A 17,330-nucleotide genomic window follows, 5' to 3' on the forward strand; every position below is an offset into this window, starting at 1 on the left:
CAAGTCATCAAGACGTCAAGCTGGTGAATCACGGCGCAGCGTCGACTAAGACAAAAAGGCCGCGCCACGGTAATAATCCGTTCCCGCCAAAAGGTTAATTTGTTTAAATGCCAAAGCCATTCTCCCCAATGGAAGCGGCTTTGGCATACTTTTTTTGGGCGGCCTGTATACATTTATTCTCCCGGTCGCCGGTTGAAAGGGAGTGAAAAATGACCGCATTCAAAGATGTTAAGCTCGGAAAAATTGCCGACATATTAAACGGTATTCCTGATTCCAAGCAGCTTGAGTCGGCAAACAAAGCAAATATGATAACATACAACTTTATTCAGCCCAATCATCTGGGGATTTTCAATAATATACAAAGTGTCTCGGAAATCAAAAGGACAACTCCCGTTGATGAGAACTACTTCATTCGGAAAAACGATATTTTGCTTAAACGCCTTAATCCGGACGCAGCAACGCTAATAAATGAGGATATATCAAATACAACCTTTTCGAGCAACCTCTTTGTTATCCGGGTGTTCAAGGACTATTGCCCTTCCTACATAGCCTGCTTACTGGAAAACCATGGCATCACCTGGCTAAACGGTAATATTGTCGGTTCCATTGCGCCTATTAAGTCGATATCAATCAAAGCATTAGCTGAGTTGGATATACCTGTCATAGAGTATAAAAAACAAGAAGCAATTGGTCAGATGTGGCTGCTATGCAAAAAGCGAAAACAGCTGATGATCAACTTGATTGCTGAAGATCAAAGGCTTATGGCTGCCGCCATAAAAAATATTACAGAAAAAAATGTCCGGGGGGGACAGAATGATGGCGACTACCAGAAAAGATATTGAGGCCGCCCTTTGGAGAGGCGCGAATACATTCAGGGGAGCTATAGACGCGGCTAATTATAAAGATTACATATTGCCGATGCTGTTTGTTAAATATCTTAGCGACACATATTTAGAAAAGGTCGATAACTTAAAAAAAGCATACGAAAACCCCGTGAGGCTGCAAAGGGCCATCGACAGACTCCCGTTTGTGATCAAGGAAAAGCACAGTTTCGACTGGCTCTATGACAACAGATATAGCGATAATCTGGGGGAACTCATCAATGTGGCTTTACGCGGCATAGAAGATGATAATCCCTCATTATTTGCCGGGGTATTCAGAAGTATAGACTTTAATAGTGAAGCTATGTTGGGCAATCACAAGCAAAAAAATACTCGCTTGAGGGAGCTTTTGGAGGATTTTGAGTCCCTTGATTTACGCCCTTCATCTATCCAGCCGGAGGAAGGCAAGGTCCCCGCAGATACCATAGGCGACGCCTACGAATATATGATCGGCGAATTTGCCGGCCAGGCCGGGAAAAAAGCCGGCTCCTTCTTCACACCGTCCGAAGTGTCGGAACTAATGGCGCGTATTGTTGATCCCAAAATAAGCGATACCATGTACGACCCCACCTGCGGCTCCGGCTCCCTGCTCATCAAGACCGGAAAGACCGCCCAGGCCAAGGAAAACAACGCGATCAAAAAACTTACCTTATATGGTCAAGAAATGAATGGATCATCGTGGTCCATGGCGAAAATGAACATGTTTCTCCATGATATTCTGGACGCCAAGATCCTGTGGGGCGATACCCTGGCCAATCCCCTGCACCTGGATTCTGACGGCAATCTTATGCAGTTCGATGTCATTGTGGCCAACATGCCTTTTTCCCAGGACAAATGGGCGGCTGGTTTTAACACCGGCGGGGCAATGAACGGCAAAGGCAAAGAATTCAAGATGGAAGCGTCCCTTGATAAATATCATCGCTTTGATTGGGGCGTACCGCCTGCCAGTAAAGGGGACTGGGCTTTTTTGCTGCATATGATAGCCAGCCTCAAAAGCGGCGGCAGGATTGCCGCGGTAGCTCCCCATGGCGTTTTGTTCAGAGGCGCTTCGGAAGGCCGGATCAGGCAAAACGTCATCGAAAAAAATCTGCTGGACGCGGTTATCGGGCTGCCTGCCAACTTGTTTTACGGTACCAGTATTCCGGCCTGCATCATAGTTTTCAAGAAAAACCGCAATCGTGACGATGTGCTTTTCATTGACGCTTCCGGCAAGGATGAAAATGGCGTCCTCCGCTATAGAAAAGATAAGAACCAAAACCGTCTCGAGCCAAAGCACATCGAGGATATCGTAAACGCCTATAAAAACAGGACAGATATTGATAAATTTGCCCGCGTGGCAACCCTTGATGAGATAAAAGCCAATGGCTACAACTTGAATATTCCACGCTATGTTGATACTTTTGCAGAAGAAGCCCTGGTGGATATTGAAGAGGTAAAAACAAATATTGCAAATATCCAAAAGGAACTTGCCGAAGTTGAAACACAGATGGCCAAATATCTAAAGGAGTTGGGATTGTGAGTAATTCAAAAAATAACACAATGGCGAAATTTTGTAAGCGTAATTGAAAAAACAGTGGAATCCTGTGCCAAAAGTGGTATTAACGTCGATGATCATTTTGCTAACGTCAGCAAAATGATCGATCTCGCAAAAGGCGCCAAACGTGAGATTGAGTATATTGGGCTTTCGCGCTATGCCTGTTATTTAATTGTGCAAAATGCTGATCCAACACTGGATGAAAATACAAAAGTCTCGCAATTAGAGAGAAAATCAGCTAACATAATATAGGAAGAACTCCAAATTCAGTGACGGCATGAATCAAAGGAGACGGTTATGCAAAGCGGCAACAAGCATTCTATCATAAGGAGGCATTACGCAAGTTATCCGGACGACTGGATCATAACTGAATTGGGTGAGTTGCTCGAAAGGGTGGTAAAGCCCGTAGAAGTCATTCCTGATCATGAATACCGGGAAATTGGTATCCGTTCTCATGGAAAAGGTCTGTTTCATAAAGAACCCGTTACAGGAAGCGGCCTGGGGAATAAATCCGTTTTTTGGGTTGAGGTGGACTGTTTAATTATTAATATTGTTTTTGCCTGGGAGCAAGCCGTAGGAATTACTACAACCCATGAAAAAGGAATGATTGCTTCGCACAGATTCCCAATGTGGCAGTCAAAAGGAAATGTGGAGTTACACTATTTACTGAGGTTTTTTTTGACACCGTTCGGCAGGCATCTTCTTGAATTGGCCTCACCTGGTGGAGCAGGGAGAAATAAGACGCTCGTCCAGGACGAATTCAATAAAACCCTGGTCTGTATACCTTCAAATATTAAAGAACAACAAAAAATTGTTAAAATCCTCTCAACCTGGGATAACGCCATCGAATTAAAAGAACAGCTTATCGCCGAGAAAAAGCGGCAGAAGCAATGGCTAATGCAGAATCTGATGACAGGAAGAAAACGCCTCCCCGGCTTTAGCGGTGATTGGCAAAGGGTAAGATTGGGGGATGTGTGCAAAAATGTTTTTGGTGGTGGAACGCCGCCAAGAAACATTGAGCATTATTATAAGGGAAGCATCCCATGGGTTACAGTAAAAGATTTGGACGGGGTACAACAAAAATACGATTCTATTGAACATATCACCATAGATGCGGTCCAGCAAAGCACTTCAAAAATTATACAAAAAGGCAATCTGATAGTTGCAACCAGAATGGGATTAGGACGGGGTTTTATTAACATGGTTGATATGGCAATCAATCAAGATATGAAAGGCATTATACTTGATGATAAATTAGTATCTACTGAGTTCGCATATTATAGTTTTATTGAACTCGGAAGCAATTTAGAAAGACTAGGCAATGGTTCTACAGTTAAAGGGATAGATCTGCAAACACTACTTAAAATGACATTTAATCTCCCTCCCCTACCTGAGCAAGCCGCCATCGCCAAAATTTTATCCACAGCAGATCGTGAGATTAGCCTACACGAAAAACAGCTTGATGAGATAAAAAAGCAGAAAAACGCCCTGATACAGCTGTTACTAGCTGGAATAGTGAGAGTCAATGCACTGGAGGTGTCTTGATCCGCTAAGATATGAAATTAATCCGAACAAAACGAATTCTGTAATTAGCGAAAAAAGATTACCTTTTATGATTGAAACTCTAAGAAAAGTTGCCTCTGCTGTGGCGGCCAAAATGGCGCAGGGCGCAATGACTGAAATCAAATAGACAACAGAGGTGAACCTGGTGCCCGACCATACCATATTCGATGAACGGCCTGAAAGCCAGAACCGGGCGATTAAGGTCTTGGAAAAATTAGGCTATCAATATATACCCCGTTCCCATGCGGAAATTTTGCGGGGACGGCTTTCCAGTGTTCTGTTTCCTGAAGTGTTACGGGAGTTTTTGCACCGTCAGTCTTTTGTGTACAGAGGCAGGCGAACGCCCTTTTCCGACCGTACCATAGGCAAGGCCATCAATGATATTGATGTGCCGCTTTTTTCTGGTCTGATGTCCGCGAGCAGGACAATTTATGACCTGCTTACCTCCGGCAACAGCTATGAAGAGGAGTTATTTGATGGTGTCCGGCAATCCTTCGACTTAAAATTTATTGATTGGGAACAGCCGGAAAACAATATCTGGCAGGTTACCGATGAATTCTCTGTAGAATGCTCCAACGGCAAATATGCAAGGCCGGATATCGTGCTGCTGGTAAACGGTATTCCCCTGGTGGTGATCGAGTGCAAAAAATCCGGTGCGAATGTGGAGCAGGGCGTCGCCCAAAACATACGCAACTGGCAGCCTGAATATATCCCCCATCTGTTTAAATTTACCCAGATCGTCATGGCCATGAACCCCAACACCGTTAAATACGGCACCTGCGGCACATTGGCCGAATACTTTAATACCTGGCGGGAAAAAGACTATCAATGGCAGCAGGGAAAATGCAAAAATGTCAGCCCCGACGGACGGGTTATGGAGCAGGATCGGGCTATTGTTTCCCTGCTCTCCCGGGAGAGATTGCTGGAACTGATTCGCTATTTCACCCTGTATGATAACAATGTCAAAAAAATAGCCCGTTATCAGCAGTTCTTCGGTATCCAAAAAGCCATGCAGCGCATAAAAGGCGCAGATGGCCAGAATACCAAAAACGGCGTGATTTGGCATACACAAGGCAGCGGTAAATCTCTGACCATGGTCATGCTGATTAAAAAAATCCTGGCTGATCCGGATCTTAAAAACTCCCGTTTTGTTTTGGTTAACGACCGGATCAATCTGGATAAACAGCTTCGGGATAACTTTGCCAAGACCCAGCTCAGCCCAACCAGGGCCAAAACCGGCAAGGGCTTGATTTCACTTTTAAATAACAAAGGCGAAACCATCATTACCACCCTTGTGCATAAATTCGACGCAGCGGCAAAAAGCAGGGTTCAGATCACAGACGAAAATATTTTCTTGCTGGTGGACGAGAGCCACCGCAGCCAGTATGGCCAGCTGCACAACATGATGATTGACGTATTGCCGAATGCGACAAAAATTGGATTCACCGGCACGCCTCTGCTCAAGAAAGACAAGTTCAACACTTATAAAAGGTTTGGTCCGCTTATTGACAGTTACCCCATTGACCGGGCAGTTGAAGACGGTGTGATCGTTCCCCTGGTATACGAGGGCAGAATCATCCCCCAGGATGTGGCCGGCGAGAAGATAGACGATTACCTCAAATACATCATCGCGCCGCTGAATCATGAGCGGCAGGAAGATATGAAGCGCAAGTGGAGCCGCTTTTCCCCCCTGTCTCAGACACGCCAGCGTATCGACATGGTGGCTTTTGATATCCATGAGCATTTCATTCGTTTCGCCAAACCAAAGGGCTTTAAAGCAATACTGGCGTCCTCATCCCGCCCGGCCGCCATTGACCTGCATAAATCCATAAAGAAGCTTGGCGGGGTAAAAACAGCGGTGGTGATATCACCCGAAAATGTTAAGGAGGGTGAAGAGCTCACGCCTGAAAACAGGAAGAAAATCAGGGCCTTTTTCAAAGAGGAGGTCGAGCCCCTCTTCAGCAACAATTACGAGGAATATGCGGACTGGGCCAAGAACAGTTTCGTTGGCGGCGACGACATCGATATGCTGATCGTCAAAGATATGCTGCTGACCGGTTTTGACGCGCCCATCGCCGCCGTCCTGTATGTAGATAAACCCATGAAGGAACATTCATTGCTGCAGGCCATCGCCCGCGTCAACCGCGTGTATCCCGGCAAGGACTTTGGGCTCATCGTTGATTATTGGGGTATTTTCAGCAAGCTGAACACTGCCATGGATATGTACTCGGACGAAAAATCCGGTATGGATGGATATGATCAGGCTGATATCGAAAATGCAATTCTTGGCGCCGGTGATCAAAAGCTCAAGCTGGAAGCAGCCCATCAGGATTTATGGACAATATTTCAAGGAAAAGAATTGGACCGGAACAGCTCCGAGGGCTGGCAAAGCGTGTTGGCAGATGATGATTTGAGAAAGATGTTTTATGAAAGACTTTCAATATATTCACGCTTATTGGATTTGGCCATGGGAAGCTACGCGCTTTACAATGCTGTCGGATACGAGAAGGTCCAGAAATACAAGCAAGACTTGCTTCATTTCCAAAAACTCCGTGGAGCAGTTTTGCTGCGTTACAGTGAAAGAGTTGATTTCGGTATATATGAAGACGGCATTCGCAGCCTGCTGAATAACTTTGTGCTTTCCGAACCAAGCCAAATCATTGTTGAACCCGTTTCCATCCACGATACCGAAGGCATGAAAGCGCAGCTTGAAAAATTGGATAGTAAAGCCGCCAAAGGGGACTCCATTCGTACCCGCATGGATAGAGAACTGGAAACCTGCCGCTACGATGACCCTTTACTGTACGAGAAGTTTTCCGAGCAGGTCAAGGAAACCCTTGCTGAATACATGGGATCAAGAAATGATGAAACTTATCTATATGCTATGGAGAGAATGGCGGATGATTTCAAAAGAGGCTACACCGGTCACCGCTATCCCGCCTGCATAGACAATGATAGTGACGCCAAGGCCTTTTACGGGACGATTCAGAGCATCATTGCCGGGGAAATAAAGGACGTTTCAACCAAATTAGATGAAGCTATGGGACAAATGGCCATTGAGGTTAAAAAGGCAATTTTCAGCCGGGCCAAGGTGGACTGGCGTTTTAATGTGGCGGTTAATAAAGACATGCAGCAAGCGCTGGACGACCTTATTTGGGATTTTATCGAAGAACACGGGATCAAACTGTCTGTTGATAAAATTGATCTAATGCTTGAAGGACTCATGAAAACTGCAGTGAGCAGGTATTAGGCTGTGAATACAAAAAAACTATTTTTAACTAGACCATTGAGCGATGTTGAAGTAATCATTGAACGTAAAAACGTAAAAAAAATCCGGCTCAAGGTGTGCCCAAACAGCGTTATCAAGCTATCCGCGCCCCTGGGCGTGCCGGACGCGTACATCGATGATTTTCTCACCAGCAATACCCCCTGGATTGAAAAGTCCCTGCACTATTTCAAAGAAACAGAGGCCACTGAATTTGAAACAAGCATATTCAGCGGCGCGTCCACCCGCATTTTGGGCAGGCAAGTTAGAATCATTGTCAATGAAGCCAAAAAACGCATAATAGAGCAGAAAGAGGACTATATTTATATACAATCTCCTGTTGCCGGGGATCAACAGGCTTTATTAAAGCAGTTTGAGCGCTGGTGGCTCAGCCGGAGCAAGTCTTACTTTCTGGCGGTTATCGACAGGCTGTATCCGATTATCGCCAAACATGGCATCAACAAACCAAACCTGCAAGTTAGAAAAATGAAAACCCTATGGGGCAGCTGTTCAAGAAAGCACAATAAAATCAATCTAAACTACTATCTGTATAAAGCTGCACCGCCTTGTATTGACTATGTTGTTTTACATGAGCTGGCACACTTCCTTTATCCTAAGCACAATAAAGATTTCTATGATTTTCTGACCGTACACATGCCGGATTGGCAAGAGCGCAAAAGGATTCTTGACCACGAAGTTGTTAAAGGACTGGGTTATTATGCCCGTGTGCATCCCTGTCTAAAATGATTTCCGCCAGTTGACTCTCCCGAATATAGTGTCCCGTGCAGACCTCCTTACCGCGCTTCTTGTAGGTGAAACACGCGAAGTTGTTTTTCACCGCGTCCATTGTATGTGCTCAGTGTAGTACCATCGTCCCGCCGCAGTCGGCACAGTAGACCAGACCAGAGAAAATATTCTGCTCAGCCATGTTGGCTCTGCGCCGCTTATGCTTTCGGATATCCTGAACGATATCCCAGGTTTCCTTCGTCACCAGCGGCTCGTGTGTGTTCTCGAACCGCAGTTGTTCCGATTTGGGTCGCTCAATCCGTTTCTTGTTCTTCGGAAGGTTTGTCCCATCGTTAGTTCCTATAAGGGTGTAGTGATCCGCTGAAAAAGCGCATCCATTTTACCGTAATGACAGGCAAAGGCTTCCGCGCTGGCCTCTATCATTTCCTTGTCTGTAACCTGCGAAAAGTCTACCTGGTATCCCGCGTTTTCGGCAAGATATTGAATAAAAAGCCGTTGTACCCGTCCGTTGCCTTCCCGAAACGGATGGAGCATATTGATCTCACTGATAAAAGGATAGGCGGAAGGGGATCTCATTTTCCGAAGTACCGATAAGGTATGTCTCCTTTTTCAGCCTGCCAAACAGCTCGTTTGCATTGATTCTATGTACGGATAGAGGCAGAACTGATTTCCTTTGGAGACGTTTACCCATCGCAGTTTGCCTGCCCATTCATAGATATCTTTGAAAATGTACCGGTGTATGTCCTGCAGATGCTTTAAATCAAAACTGCCGGGAATAGGGTTAACCCTTGCCTCCAGTATCCGAACGGAGGTGATTTCCCTTTCCGCAATATGCAGTTGTTCGGCATCCCTTAAACCCAGTTTGTTCTTCAGAACAAAAGAATTGGGATAACAGTATCTGCTATCCCATTCATAGTCATATTTATAATTTTTGTTCATGAACACCCCTCGCTTTGACCGAATGCTTTCGTATAAGATCAGCGACAACCTGATCCGTTTTCTTTTTATCTCCGGCACAATATCGCATGCGCGCTTTATCTTCTTTTGTGAGAGGCATACCTTCCATCGCCATAGAGGCGTTCACATCCTCAATCATTCGCTCTAAATCTTTCATAAAAACACCTCGTTTTCGTATTCAGTATAGCATAAAATCTGTAAAAAATCAACCAGAGCAAGGCTTTACAGCCTTTTCCTGGCCTTCTGAAAGCGATAGACATCCTCGAAATGCACGCTGCCGACAGACCGCTTGACATCCTGCACACACTTCCTGCGGAGATTCCCCAATGTGGTCTCATCCACATCCGCATTAGCGGCAAGGATATTCATCATCATAGACATCTCCACCGCCAGCTTGAACAGCAGACGGGCGGTACGGTTTTCAGACGCGTCAACCGCGCCTGTGTATGACATTGCACCCTTACATCCTTGATTCGGGAAGCTACCAGTACCACTGGTTTCCAAGCCGCACCGATTGCGCGCCTGTATTCTTTTTTGCAATGTTGACGGTGCGTTCCGAGATGTCAAGCTCCTTGGCCCGCTGGAATACTTCCTCCACCGGAACAGGTCTGATGAGCAATTCCTTGAGCTCCTGCTCCATCTGCATGGTTTTGGTCTGCACCGAACCTGTGCCGGAAAGAACTTCATCCACCGTGGTATCGCAATAACCTTTCCACTAAAAGCCTTTCTCCGCGTCCAAAGAGAAAGTGAAGCTATCCAGTGAAACATCCGCGCAGCTCTGATCCTTGTCGTCGATGATCCGCAGCACCAGCTTGCGATTCCTTTGCTTAACCTCTTGATCAATAGATGGTGGTTCGTTTCTAGTCGCCTTTCCTGCTGTGTGGTTTCTGGCTTGCGGTAGAAATGATCGCTCAGGGATCTCAGTATGTTTTCCATAGTTCTGGCCTCCTTCAGCGACATTACAATACCACACTCAATCCGATATAGCTATGCTTATTTTGACAAAATTTTCATTTTTAAATTGATATTGTTCGTAAGTTAGAGTAAAATAATTCCATAATATTTTTGATGAACTCCGCAAAAGAAAAGGATGTTTCTAGTGGATTATATGCTTATTTCCGAGGCTTCAAAAAAGTGGGGTATCACCACGAGACGCATTCAGACCCTCTGTATCGAGGGTCGGATTAAAGATGCAGAAAAAGCAGGTAGCATTTGGCTTATTCCCAAAAATACTGAGAAACCTGCTGATGCCCGCATAAAGAGTGGAAAATATATTGGCTATTGTGAAAGATACAAAAATAAAAAGAAGCTTAACAGCGATATCGATCCATAAAAATGACAGGACATCAAAAACAATTTGTCGTAAAGCTAGATAGAAACAAAATATAAGCATTTTACCTGAAACGAGGTTTATGATATGTCTGAAATGGTGTTTATAAGCAGCTCCACAGGTTCAAAGGTTGTTGTTGTGGTATGTCCCAAATGCGGCAGGATCAGCCGTCAGATTCTCAGGGACGTATATTCGCGGCAACCTGTTTGTGCCCTGTCTGCAGAACATAAGTGTCCTGTTTGTGGTGCTATATATTCTTCATGCAACGCGGCACGAAGCAACAGTTGGGCAAACGCCTATAACCGCTATTCCAGAGATGCACAGGGGTATAATAATTCCATCAAGGAGAACTATCAGCGAAGCCTTTCAGCACAGCATGAGCCTGCCGTTGCTGCTCAAGCGCCGGCTCAATTTGCTGCCACTGCCCCCGTACAGCAAAGACAGCAAACCGCCTTTGTTCAGATGGCTCCTGTGCCAGCGCCAGCTCCCTCTACTCCGCAAGCACCGGCACAGGTAATTAATGAGGGTGCGATACGAAAGATGTCTCAAGAGACTTTGTTGGGCGCTCTACAGCAAGCCATAACTCAGATGCAGGCTGAGGAATCCAAAGCTCCGGAAGCGGCCCCTCCTCCCAAAATAGAAGACGCGATACCGCTGCCGTCTTTTACTTCGGCTCCGGTTCAGCCTCCTGCTCAGTTTGACGCCTTGGATCGAAAAATAGAGTATTGGAAGAATCAGCTTCTGGATTTCGGTAAACGCAACAAGATGATCAATTACCGCGAAACAAAGCGGGCGACGCTCCGCATCTTAGAGCCTGAGTTTTCCGAGCTGTTCAATCGCCTTGCCCTCAATGAAGAAGAACTAACCTTCCAGCGCCCAATCGATAAGGACTCTGATTTGAGAACCTTCTCGATGCTTTCGCTGCTGGAAACCTTGTCATATCCTCTTCCGGTACATATTGGAGATATTAAAACTGAAGGAACTATTTTAGAGCGGCAGAAAACACTAAAAAATCTCCGTACCAAATCCAAGCTTGCCAGAGACGAACAAGGTACAAATATACTCTACTTGTCCTTTGGGTTTATCGAATGGAAAGAGAACAATGTGGCCAGCTCCCCCTGGCTAAAATCCCCGATTCTTATGATGCCGGTTTCTCTCAAGATAGAATCTATCCAAGCCCCCTATACTATCAGTCGTTATGATGATGAGATCGAAGTCAACCCGACGCTCGACTACCTGTTTAATCAAGAATACGGCATCGATCTGCCCACCTTCGAACTCAAGGACGCATCTTCGATTGATCAGTACATGGAAGTAATCGAGGATATCGTCGACAAGCGTGGCTGGAAGCTTGTGCGAGAAGTCAGCATGGGATTGTTGTCTTTCCTCAAAATCAGTATGTACCACGATCTAAACAATAACCGCGAAAGGATGCTGAACAATCCCGTAATTCGAGCCATCACAGGAGATACCAGCGTAGCCAATGTAATCCCCAAGGAATATCTCAATTTCAGTTTTGACCGCGTGGCTCCATACGATTGGTATCAAGTAGTCAATTCAGACTCCAGTCAACAGGAAGCGATTCTGCTCTCCAAGATTGGCGTCAGTTTTGTTATGCAAGGCCCTCCCGGCACTGGCAAAAGCCAGACGATAACGAATATTATAGCCGAGGCTCTGGCAGATGGTAAAAAGGTTCTGTTTGTTTCCGAAAAAGCTGCGGCACTTCAGGTCGTTTATAAGCGGCTTTCGGAAGTTCATCTGGATGATTTCTGCCTCGCCCTGCACAGCCATAAAGCCAACAAAAAAGAGATTCTCGATAGTATTGGCGACAACTTGAAACTGCCACACAATCGTGTTAAGGACAGTGTTATGGCTGAGCTTAACGAGCTGTTCCACGACCGTGAATATCTGAATCAATATGCCCATGAGCTTCATGAAGAAGTTGCTCCCCTCGGAGAGAGCCTCTATGTCGTATTCGGGAAGCTGTCAAAGCTAGATACTGCAACGGCGATCCCGTTTGTGATCGACAATCCCACTGCCGTTTCTGCTGACCAGTTCAATACAATGATTTACTGTGTCAGGAATTATGCAAAAGCTCTTGCTAATATGGGTGGTAAACTGACAGATAACCCTTGGTATGGTTCGGTTGTGACCTCAATAAGTCAAGAATTCAAATCCCAATTATTGGCTGAAACGCAAGGCTTGGATCAGCAGCTCTCCTCATTATATGAGGCTTTATCCAATTATCAGAACAAATATGGTTTTGGCGGAGAAGCTACTTGGAACGACGTTCAGCGAATTATTTCTATGCTCAGCGAAATAGAAAAAACCCCTCTGTTCCCGTTCGACTGGTGCAGCTCGGAAAGACGTGCACAGCTTCTTTCTGCCGCAAATAAAGCCAAAAAGTTGAAGCTGAAGTATTTATCAGTGCTGACCGAAGTACAGAGTCATTTTGCAGACACCATATTTGATGTTGACTTGAACGCATGGACTGAATCTATGAACGCAAACATTGCGGCAATTCAGCAAATCGGTAATTATTCGACTTTGTTGGCCGGGGATATATTCACTAGAGTAGAAAATGTCAATGTCTATGCCAAAGCCTTAGTTACTCAGATAACAGAAATCATCGCGAAATACCATGAGGCTATTGACATTCTTCATATCGACATTACGGATACATTTGAAAACATGAGCAAGATCGGACAAATCGCAGAGGCTTTAATTACCATGACCGCTGCAAGGCGTGAATGGTTTGACACTTTTATTTATAACCAGGCTGTCCATCAAATTGATATTGCAAAGTCGCATACTGCAAGTGTTCAGGCAAAGTCGCAGGCTTTATTGGAACATTGGGAACCTGAAGTTTTTACAATTAACGCAGATTCAATGCTGGAACGTTTTATGACGAAATATAACAGCAGCTTTAAAGATTCGGTGATTGCATACAGGCAAGATGTTGAGACTATTTACGGTATGTCAAAGTCTGTTATTCAAAAAACCAGCGACGATGTTATTGTTTCGCTGTTACAAAATATCAAGGCCATTAATACAGAAAAGCAAAGGATGGCGGAAAACGAAACGCTTATATGCTCTCATTTTGGAAGTAATTACTTCGGTTTGGACACGGATTGGAATAATTTACACGCGGTTTATTCACGGGTTGGCCGTCAAATAGAAATGGTGAAATCAAACTCTGACAGCATTCACATCTGGATGCAGGCCTTATTGGAACAATGGGAGCCGGAAGTTTTCGAGATTGACACGGAAGCAATGCTGGGACGTTTCAAGACGGAGTATACTGGCATTTTCAGACGTTTAAAATCTGCATACAGAAGGGATGTTAAGGCCATTCGCTGTGTATCCAAATCTGTTGGTGGAAAAATAAATGATGATGTTATTGTTTCGCTGTTACAAGATATCAAAGCCATCAATACAGAAAAGCAACGAATGGCGGAAAACGAAACGCTAATACGCTCTCACTTCGGAAACTATTACTTTGGGTTAGATACGGATTGGAATAGTTTACGCGCGATATATTCACGGGTTGGCCGCCAAATAGAAATGGTGAAATCAAATTTTGATAATATCCAGGCCCAGATGAAGGCTCTGCTGGAGCAATGGGAGCCAGGAATATTATCCATTGACGCGGAAGCGATGTTGGTACGCTTTACGACAGAGTATAGTAGAGTTTTCACAGATTTAATGTTTGAATATCAAAAGGATGTTGAGTTCATATGTGGGATGTCTAAATCTATCAGAAAAGAAATTGGCGATGAAGAAATTATTATACTATTGCAAAAACTGAAAGATATTAATTCGGAGAAGCAATGGTTTGCCGATAACGAGCAGGTCTTGCGTTCCTGTTTTGGTGATTACTATCTCGGGATGAGTACTGACTGGCAGAGCTTAAGTACTGGACTGTCTTTTGTCGCATCTCTGTGTAAGATCTTTCCTCACGGGATTGTATCATCAAAGATTATCGACATAATCTGCGATAAGGCTTCCCACTCAGCGGAGTATTCGAAGCTTACTGGTATTGCACATACCTTGTCCCAAGAGAACATATCAGATGCTCAGATTAAATCGGGTAACGCCACTACTCACATAGCTGATTCGGCAGGACTTTCAGTTGAGAAAGACATTCTGCCTTGCTTAAGTGCGCTCAGAGCAGCAAGCGCAAAGATTATCGAATGCATCAATACGGTTCAGCGCCACGCGAAAGATGAAATTCCGCTGGCCGATATGACCATGCATATTAGTAAGGCTGTGGAAGTTAAGGCAGCCAAGGCCGATTTGCTTGCGAATGGAGCACCCAACAAAGAACTCTTTGGTGACAGGTATCAAGAGATTGAAACGGAATGGGATGCCATAATTGATGACCTAGACAAAGTCGGGGATCTGTTTGCGTGTAAAGATTTTGAGTTTACTACAGAGGAATTTATAGAATTGCTCTGCGATGATCGTGAAGTGCGTTTGGATCTGTCAAAAGCAAAAGATGACTTACAAAACAGATACACTTCTGCACAGCAACCGGTTCGTAGTTTTGTCAAGCTGTTCAGAGAAGATGCGGATTTATTCAACTCTTCTCTGATTGACCTTGCTATGCGGTTTAGACGATGCATCGATAATTACAGTATGCTAGATAAGTGGCTGGACTACACAGAAACCAAAGCCGAATGTGATAAAGTCGGCCTTTCGGACTTTACTACAAAAATTGATGCTCAAGATAACTCTATCCCAGGCGTCTCTGATGCATTCAGCAGGGGCTTTTATCGACAATGGAGTGTAGCGGTTATCGACAGCAAAGCCTCCGTGCAGCAGTTCCGGCGTCGTGTTCATGACGAGAGGATCAACAGATTTGTGGTGCTTGATGACAAGCAATTGGCAATCGCTCAAATGCGGATCCGAGACAAGATTATCAGCACTTTCCCAGATACCAATAGAGTGATGACAGCAAATGATGAGATGAGTATCCTATTGCATGAGCTTGGGAAAAAGCGCCGGATCATGCCTCTGAGAAAGTTGTTCCGTTCTATCCCCAATCTACTGCTGACACTTAAACCATGCCTGATGATGTCACCGCTTTCAGTTGCCTATTTCCTCGAAGCTGAATCTTATCAGTTTGATATGGTTATCTTTGATGAGGCGTCTCAGATTTTCCCGCAAGATGCTATAGGCGCAATATTCAGAGGCGCACAAGTCATCATTGCCGGCGACAGCAAACAGCTTCCTCCGACAAACTTCTTTGCCGCCAGCACCAATAACAGCGAGAATGACTATGATAACGAGGACGATAAGGAATATGAAGATGCAATCTACGACTCGATCCTCGAAGAAACCACAAATGTACTACCAAACCGCACTCTTCTCTGGCATTACAGGAGTAAGCATGAACATCTTATAGCATTTTCAAACCAAGAAATCTATAAAAACGAACTGGTGACTTTCCCGAGCAGTATAGAAAAAGAAGAAGATACCGGTGTTGAATTTGTCTACGTTGAACATGGCGCCTATGAAAGCGGCGGTAAAAACTGCAATGTTCAGGAAGCAAAACGCTGTGTTGAACTTGTCAAGGACCACATTAAAAAGCATCCCACTCGCTCACTTGGGATAATAGCATTTAGTGAGAAACAGCAGCAGGCCATATCTTATGAGATACAGCGTTTCAGAGAGCAGAATCCAGAATTCGAAGAATTTTTCGCTGAAGACAAAGAGGACGAGTTCTTCGTGAAGAATCTTGAAAATGTTCAAGGCGATGAACGAGATACAATTATTTTCAGTATCGGTTACGCCAAGACAAAAGACCAACGTGCAAATAACAGGCCTATGTCAATGCGTTTTGGCCCACTTGGGCATCAGGGCGGTGAGCGCAGACTGAATGTGGCAATCACCCGTGCAAAACGAAATGTCAAACTTGTGAGTTCAATCCTGCCTTCGGATATCGATCTTTCTCGCACAGAATCCGAAGGTGTGCGAATGTTACGTTCATATATCGAGTTCGCTATGAATGGGTCAGCTTCCCTTAGATCAGGACGTTCTGATGCTGGCAGCAATGATGATTTTGTGGATACTATCAGTGATTACATTGAACGAAATGGATATCGCATTAGAAAGCACGTTGGTTGCTCTGGATATAGGATCGATATCGCAGTTGAACATCCAGAGAAAGATGGACGTTTTATCGCGGGCATTGAGTGTGACGGTTTCTCATATATCGCTGTAAAAACCGCAAGGGATAGGGATCATCTTCGCAAGTCTGTACTGAAAGCGATGGGATGGAGCATCTATCGCGTCTGGTCGACGGAGTGGATTAAGAATCCAGAAATTGAAGGAGAAAAGCTCATTTCGTTCATTAAGGAAACTGTAGATAATTACCATGAGGATATTACACCAGTAATAACAGAACAGTCTGTTTCTGCGGTTCCAGACACATATGAAATAGTCGAGGAAATTAAGGAAACTCCTTCTACGGCAACAAAAAATGGAACGCCTGATAATCCATACGGTTTTGACTATTACACTGAAGCCGTATGGTCAGAAACTCCGAACATCCTGCAGTATCAGGGCACGAACAGAATAATTGAGGAAATCAAATATATAGTTGGGATCGAACAGCCCATTAGCAAGGATTTGTTGTATCAGCGAATGGCGGGAGCCTTTGGACGGCAAAAAGCTACCGCACCAGTCAGAAATACAATTAATCAAGCCTTACGCGCCACAAAAGCAAAAGAAATTCTAACCAATTCTGACGGGTTTGTGATCTTGGCTGGTTTTTCAAATTTAAGAGTTAGAATCCCCAAGCAGGGCGATACTCCAAGACCAATAAACTATATTTCACCGAGCGAAATCGGATTGGCTATGCTGACCATCGCTTCTCACACCTTTGGTCTTTCTTCAGAAGGGTTGATAGATGAAACAGCCAGAGTGTTGGGATATGCCCGTAAGGGCGAAAGAATCATGACTTGTGTGAAAGAGGCATTGTCTCGGCTGATTTCAAGCGGACAAGTCAAGCTGATCGATGGCAAGGTCAATATTGTGGAGGAAGTTTGA

12 protein-coding genes and 1 pseudogene are annotated in these 17,330 nt (G+C 44.7%); 7 read left to right on the forward strand and 6 right to left on the reverse strand.

Annotated features, from left to right (window positions below):
* Positions 1-209: 209 nt before the first annotated feature.
* From Psch_RS06490 to Psch_RS06510, 5 genes are all read left to right on the forward strand, one after another.
* The gene (locus Psch_RS06490) at positions 210-842 is read left to right on the forward strand and encodes a restriction endonuclease subunit S domain-containing protein (RefSeq protein ID WP_190239566.1); all 633 of its coding nucleotides are present in this window, start codon (positions 210-212) and stop codon (positions 840-842) included.
* Positions 814-2,400 carry a type I restriction-modification system subunit M gene (locus tag Psch_RS06495; RefSeq protein WP_243123962.1) on the forward strand — a complete coding sequence of 529 codons (1,587 nt, stop codon included), beginning with the start codon at positions 814-816 and terminating at the stop codon, positions 2,398-2,400. The genes Psch_RS06490 and Psch_RS06495 overlap by 29 nt, the downstream gene beginning before the upstream one ends.
* A 312-nt stretch (positions 2,401-2,712) precedes the next feature.
* Positions 2,713-3,960 carry a restriction endonuclease subunit S gene (locus Psch_RS06500; RefSeq protein ID WP_134218059.1) on the forward strand — a complete coding sequence of 416 codons (1,248 nt, stop codon included), beginning with the start codon at positions 2,713-2,715 and terminating at the stop codon, positions 3,958-3,960.
* A gap of 163 nt (positions 3,961-4,123) precedes the next feature.
* A complete protein-coding gene (locus tag Psch_RS06505; protein WP_190239567.1) occupies positions 4,124-7,228 on the forward strand; it encodes a type I restriction endonuclease subunit R in 3,105 nt (1,034 codons plus the stop codon).
* A 3-nt stretch (positions 7,229-7,231) separates the two neighbouring features.
* Positions 7,232-7,990 (forward strand): M48 family metallopeptidase, encoded by a 759-nt coding sequence (locus tag Psch_RS06510; protein ID WP_190239568.1) that lies wholly within the window; start codon positions 7,232-7,234, stop codon positions 7,988-7,990.
* A gap of 109 nt (positions 7,991-8,099) precedes the next feature.
* Here Psch_RS06510 and Psch_RS21075 read toward each other — a convergent pair whose 3' ends face one another.
* From Psch_RS21075 to Psch_RS06535, 6 genes and pseudogenes are all read right to left on the reverse strand, one after another.
* Positions 8,100-8,333 (reverse strand): recombinase family protein, encoded by a 234-nt coding sequence (locus tag Psch_RS21075; RefSeq protein WP_282432452.1) that lies wholly within the window; start codon positions 8,331-8,333, stop codon positions 8,100-8,102.
* A complete protein-coding gene (locus tag Psch_RS21080; RefSeq protein ID WP_243120537.1) occupies positions 8,330-8,566 on the reverse strand; it encodes a Fic family protein in 237 nt (78 codons plus the stop codon). The genes Psch_RS21075 and Psch_RS21080 overlap by 4 nt, the downstream gene beginning before the upstream one ends.
* A gap of 33 nt (positions 8,567-8,599) precedes the next feature.
* Positions 8,600-8,929 (reverse strand): Fic/DOC family protein, encoded by a 330-nt coding sequence (locus Psch_RS21085; RefSeq protein WP_243120536.1) that lies wholly within the window; start codon positions 8,927-8,929, stop codon positions 8,600-8,602.
* Positions 8,913-9,104: an antitoxin VbhA family protein gene (locus Psch_RS06525; protein WP_134218056.1), complete on the reverse strand. Its 192-nt coding sequence runs from the start codon at positions 9,102-9,104 to the stop codon at positions 8,913-8,915. The genes Psch_RS21085 and Psch_RS06525 overlap by 17 nt, the downstream gene beginning before the upstream one ends.
* 65 nt (positions 9,105-9,169) lie before the next feature.
* Positions 9,170-9,391, reverse strand: a pseudogene (locus tag Psch_RS06530) (hypothetical protein); the annotation flags it as partial.
* A gap of 37 nt (positions 9,392-9,428) precedes the next feature.
* Positions 9,429-9,638 (reverse strand): hypothetical protein, encoded by a 210-nt coding sequence (locus tag Psch_RS06535; protein WP_190239569.1) that lies wholly within the window; start codon positions 9,636-9,638, stop codon positions 9,429-9,431.
* A gap of 417 nt (positions 9,639-10,055) precedes the next feature.
* On the opposite strand from Psch_RS06535, the gene Psch_RS06540 reads away from it, so the two are divergent.
* Positions 10,056-10,280, forward strand: coding sequence for a DNA-binding protein (locus tag Psch_RS06540; protein ID WP_345789070.1), 225 nt, complete (start codon positions 10,056-10,058; stop codon positions 10,278-10,280).
* A gap of 84 nt (positions 10,281-10,364) precedes the next feature.
* A complete protein-coding gene (locus Psch_RS06545; protein ID WP_190239571.1) occupies positions 10,365-17,330 on the forward strand; it encodes a DUF4011 domain-containing protein in 6,966 nt (2,321 codons plus the stop codon).

This window comes from Pelotomaculum schinkii (assembly GCF_004369205.1).
GTDB lineage: Bacteria > Bacillota > Desulfotomaculia > Desulfotomaculales > Pelotomaculaceae > Pelotomaculum_C > Pelotomaculum_C schinkii.

What these genes read in the sequence shown, in the direction of transcription:
- Psch_RS06545 (WP_190239571.1), top strand. Translation starts at nt 10,365, where the DNA reads ATGTCTGAAATGGTGTTTATAAGCAGCTCCACAGGTTCAAAGGTTGTT.
- Psch_RS06525 (WP_134218056.1), bottom strand. Translation starts at nt 9,104, where the DNA reads ATGAAAGATTTAGAGCGAATGATTGAGGATGTGAACGCCTCTATGGCG.
- Psch_RS21085 (WP_243120536.1), bottom strand. Translation starts at nt 8,929, where the DNA reads ATGAACAAAAATTATAAATATGACTATGAATGGGATAGCAGATACTGT.
- Psch_RS06490 (WP_190239566.1), top strand. Translation starts at nt 210, where the DNA reads ATGACCGCATTCAAAGATGTTAAGCTCGGAAAAATTGCCGACATATTA.
- Psch_RS06540 (WP_345789070.1), top strand. Translation starts at nt 10,056, where the DNA reads ATGCTTATTTCCGAGGCTTCAAAAAAGTGGGGTATCACCACGAGACGC.
- Psch_RS06495 (WP_243123962.1), top strand. Translation starts at nt 814, where the DNA reads ATGATGGCGACTACCAGAAAAGATATTGAGGCCGCCCTTTGGAGAGGC.
- Psch_RS21080 (WP_243120537.1), bottom strand. Translation starts at nt 8,566, where the DNA reads ATGAGATCCCCTTCCGCCTATCCTTTTATCAGTGAGATCAATATGCTC.
- Psch_RS06500 (WP_134218059.1), top strand. Translation starts at nt 2,713, where the DNA reads ATGCAAAGCGGCAACAAGCATTCTATCATAAGGAGGCATTACGCAAGT.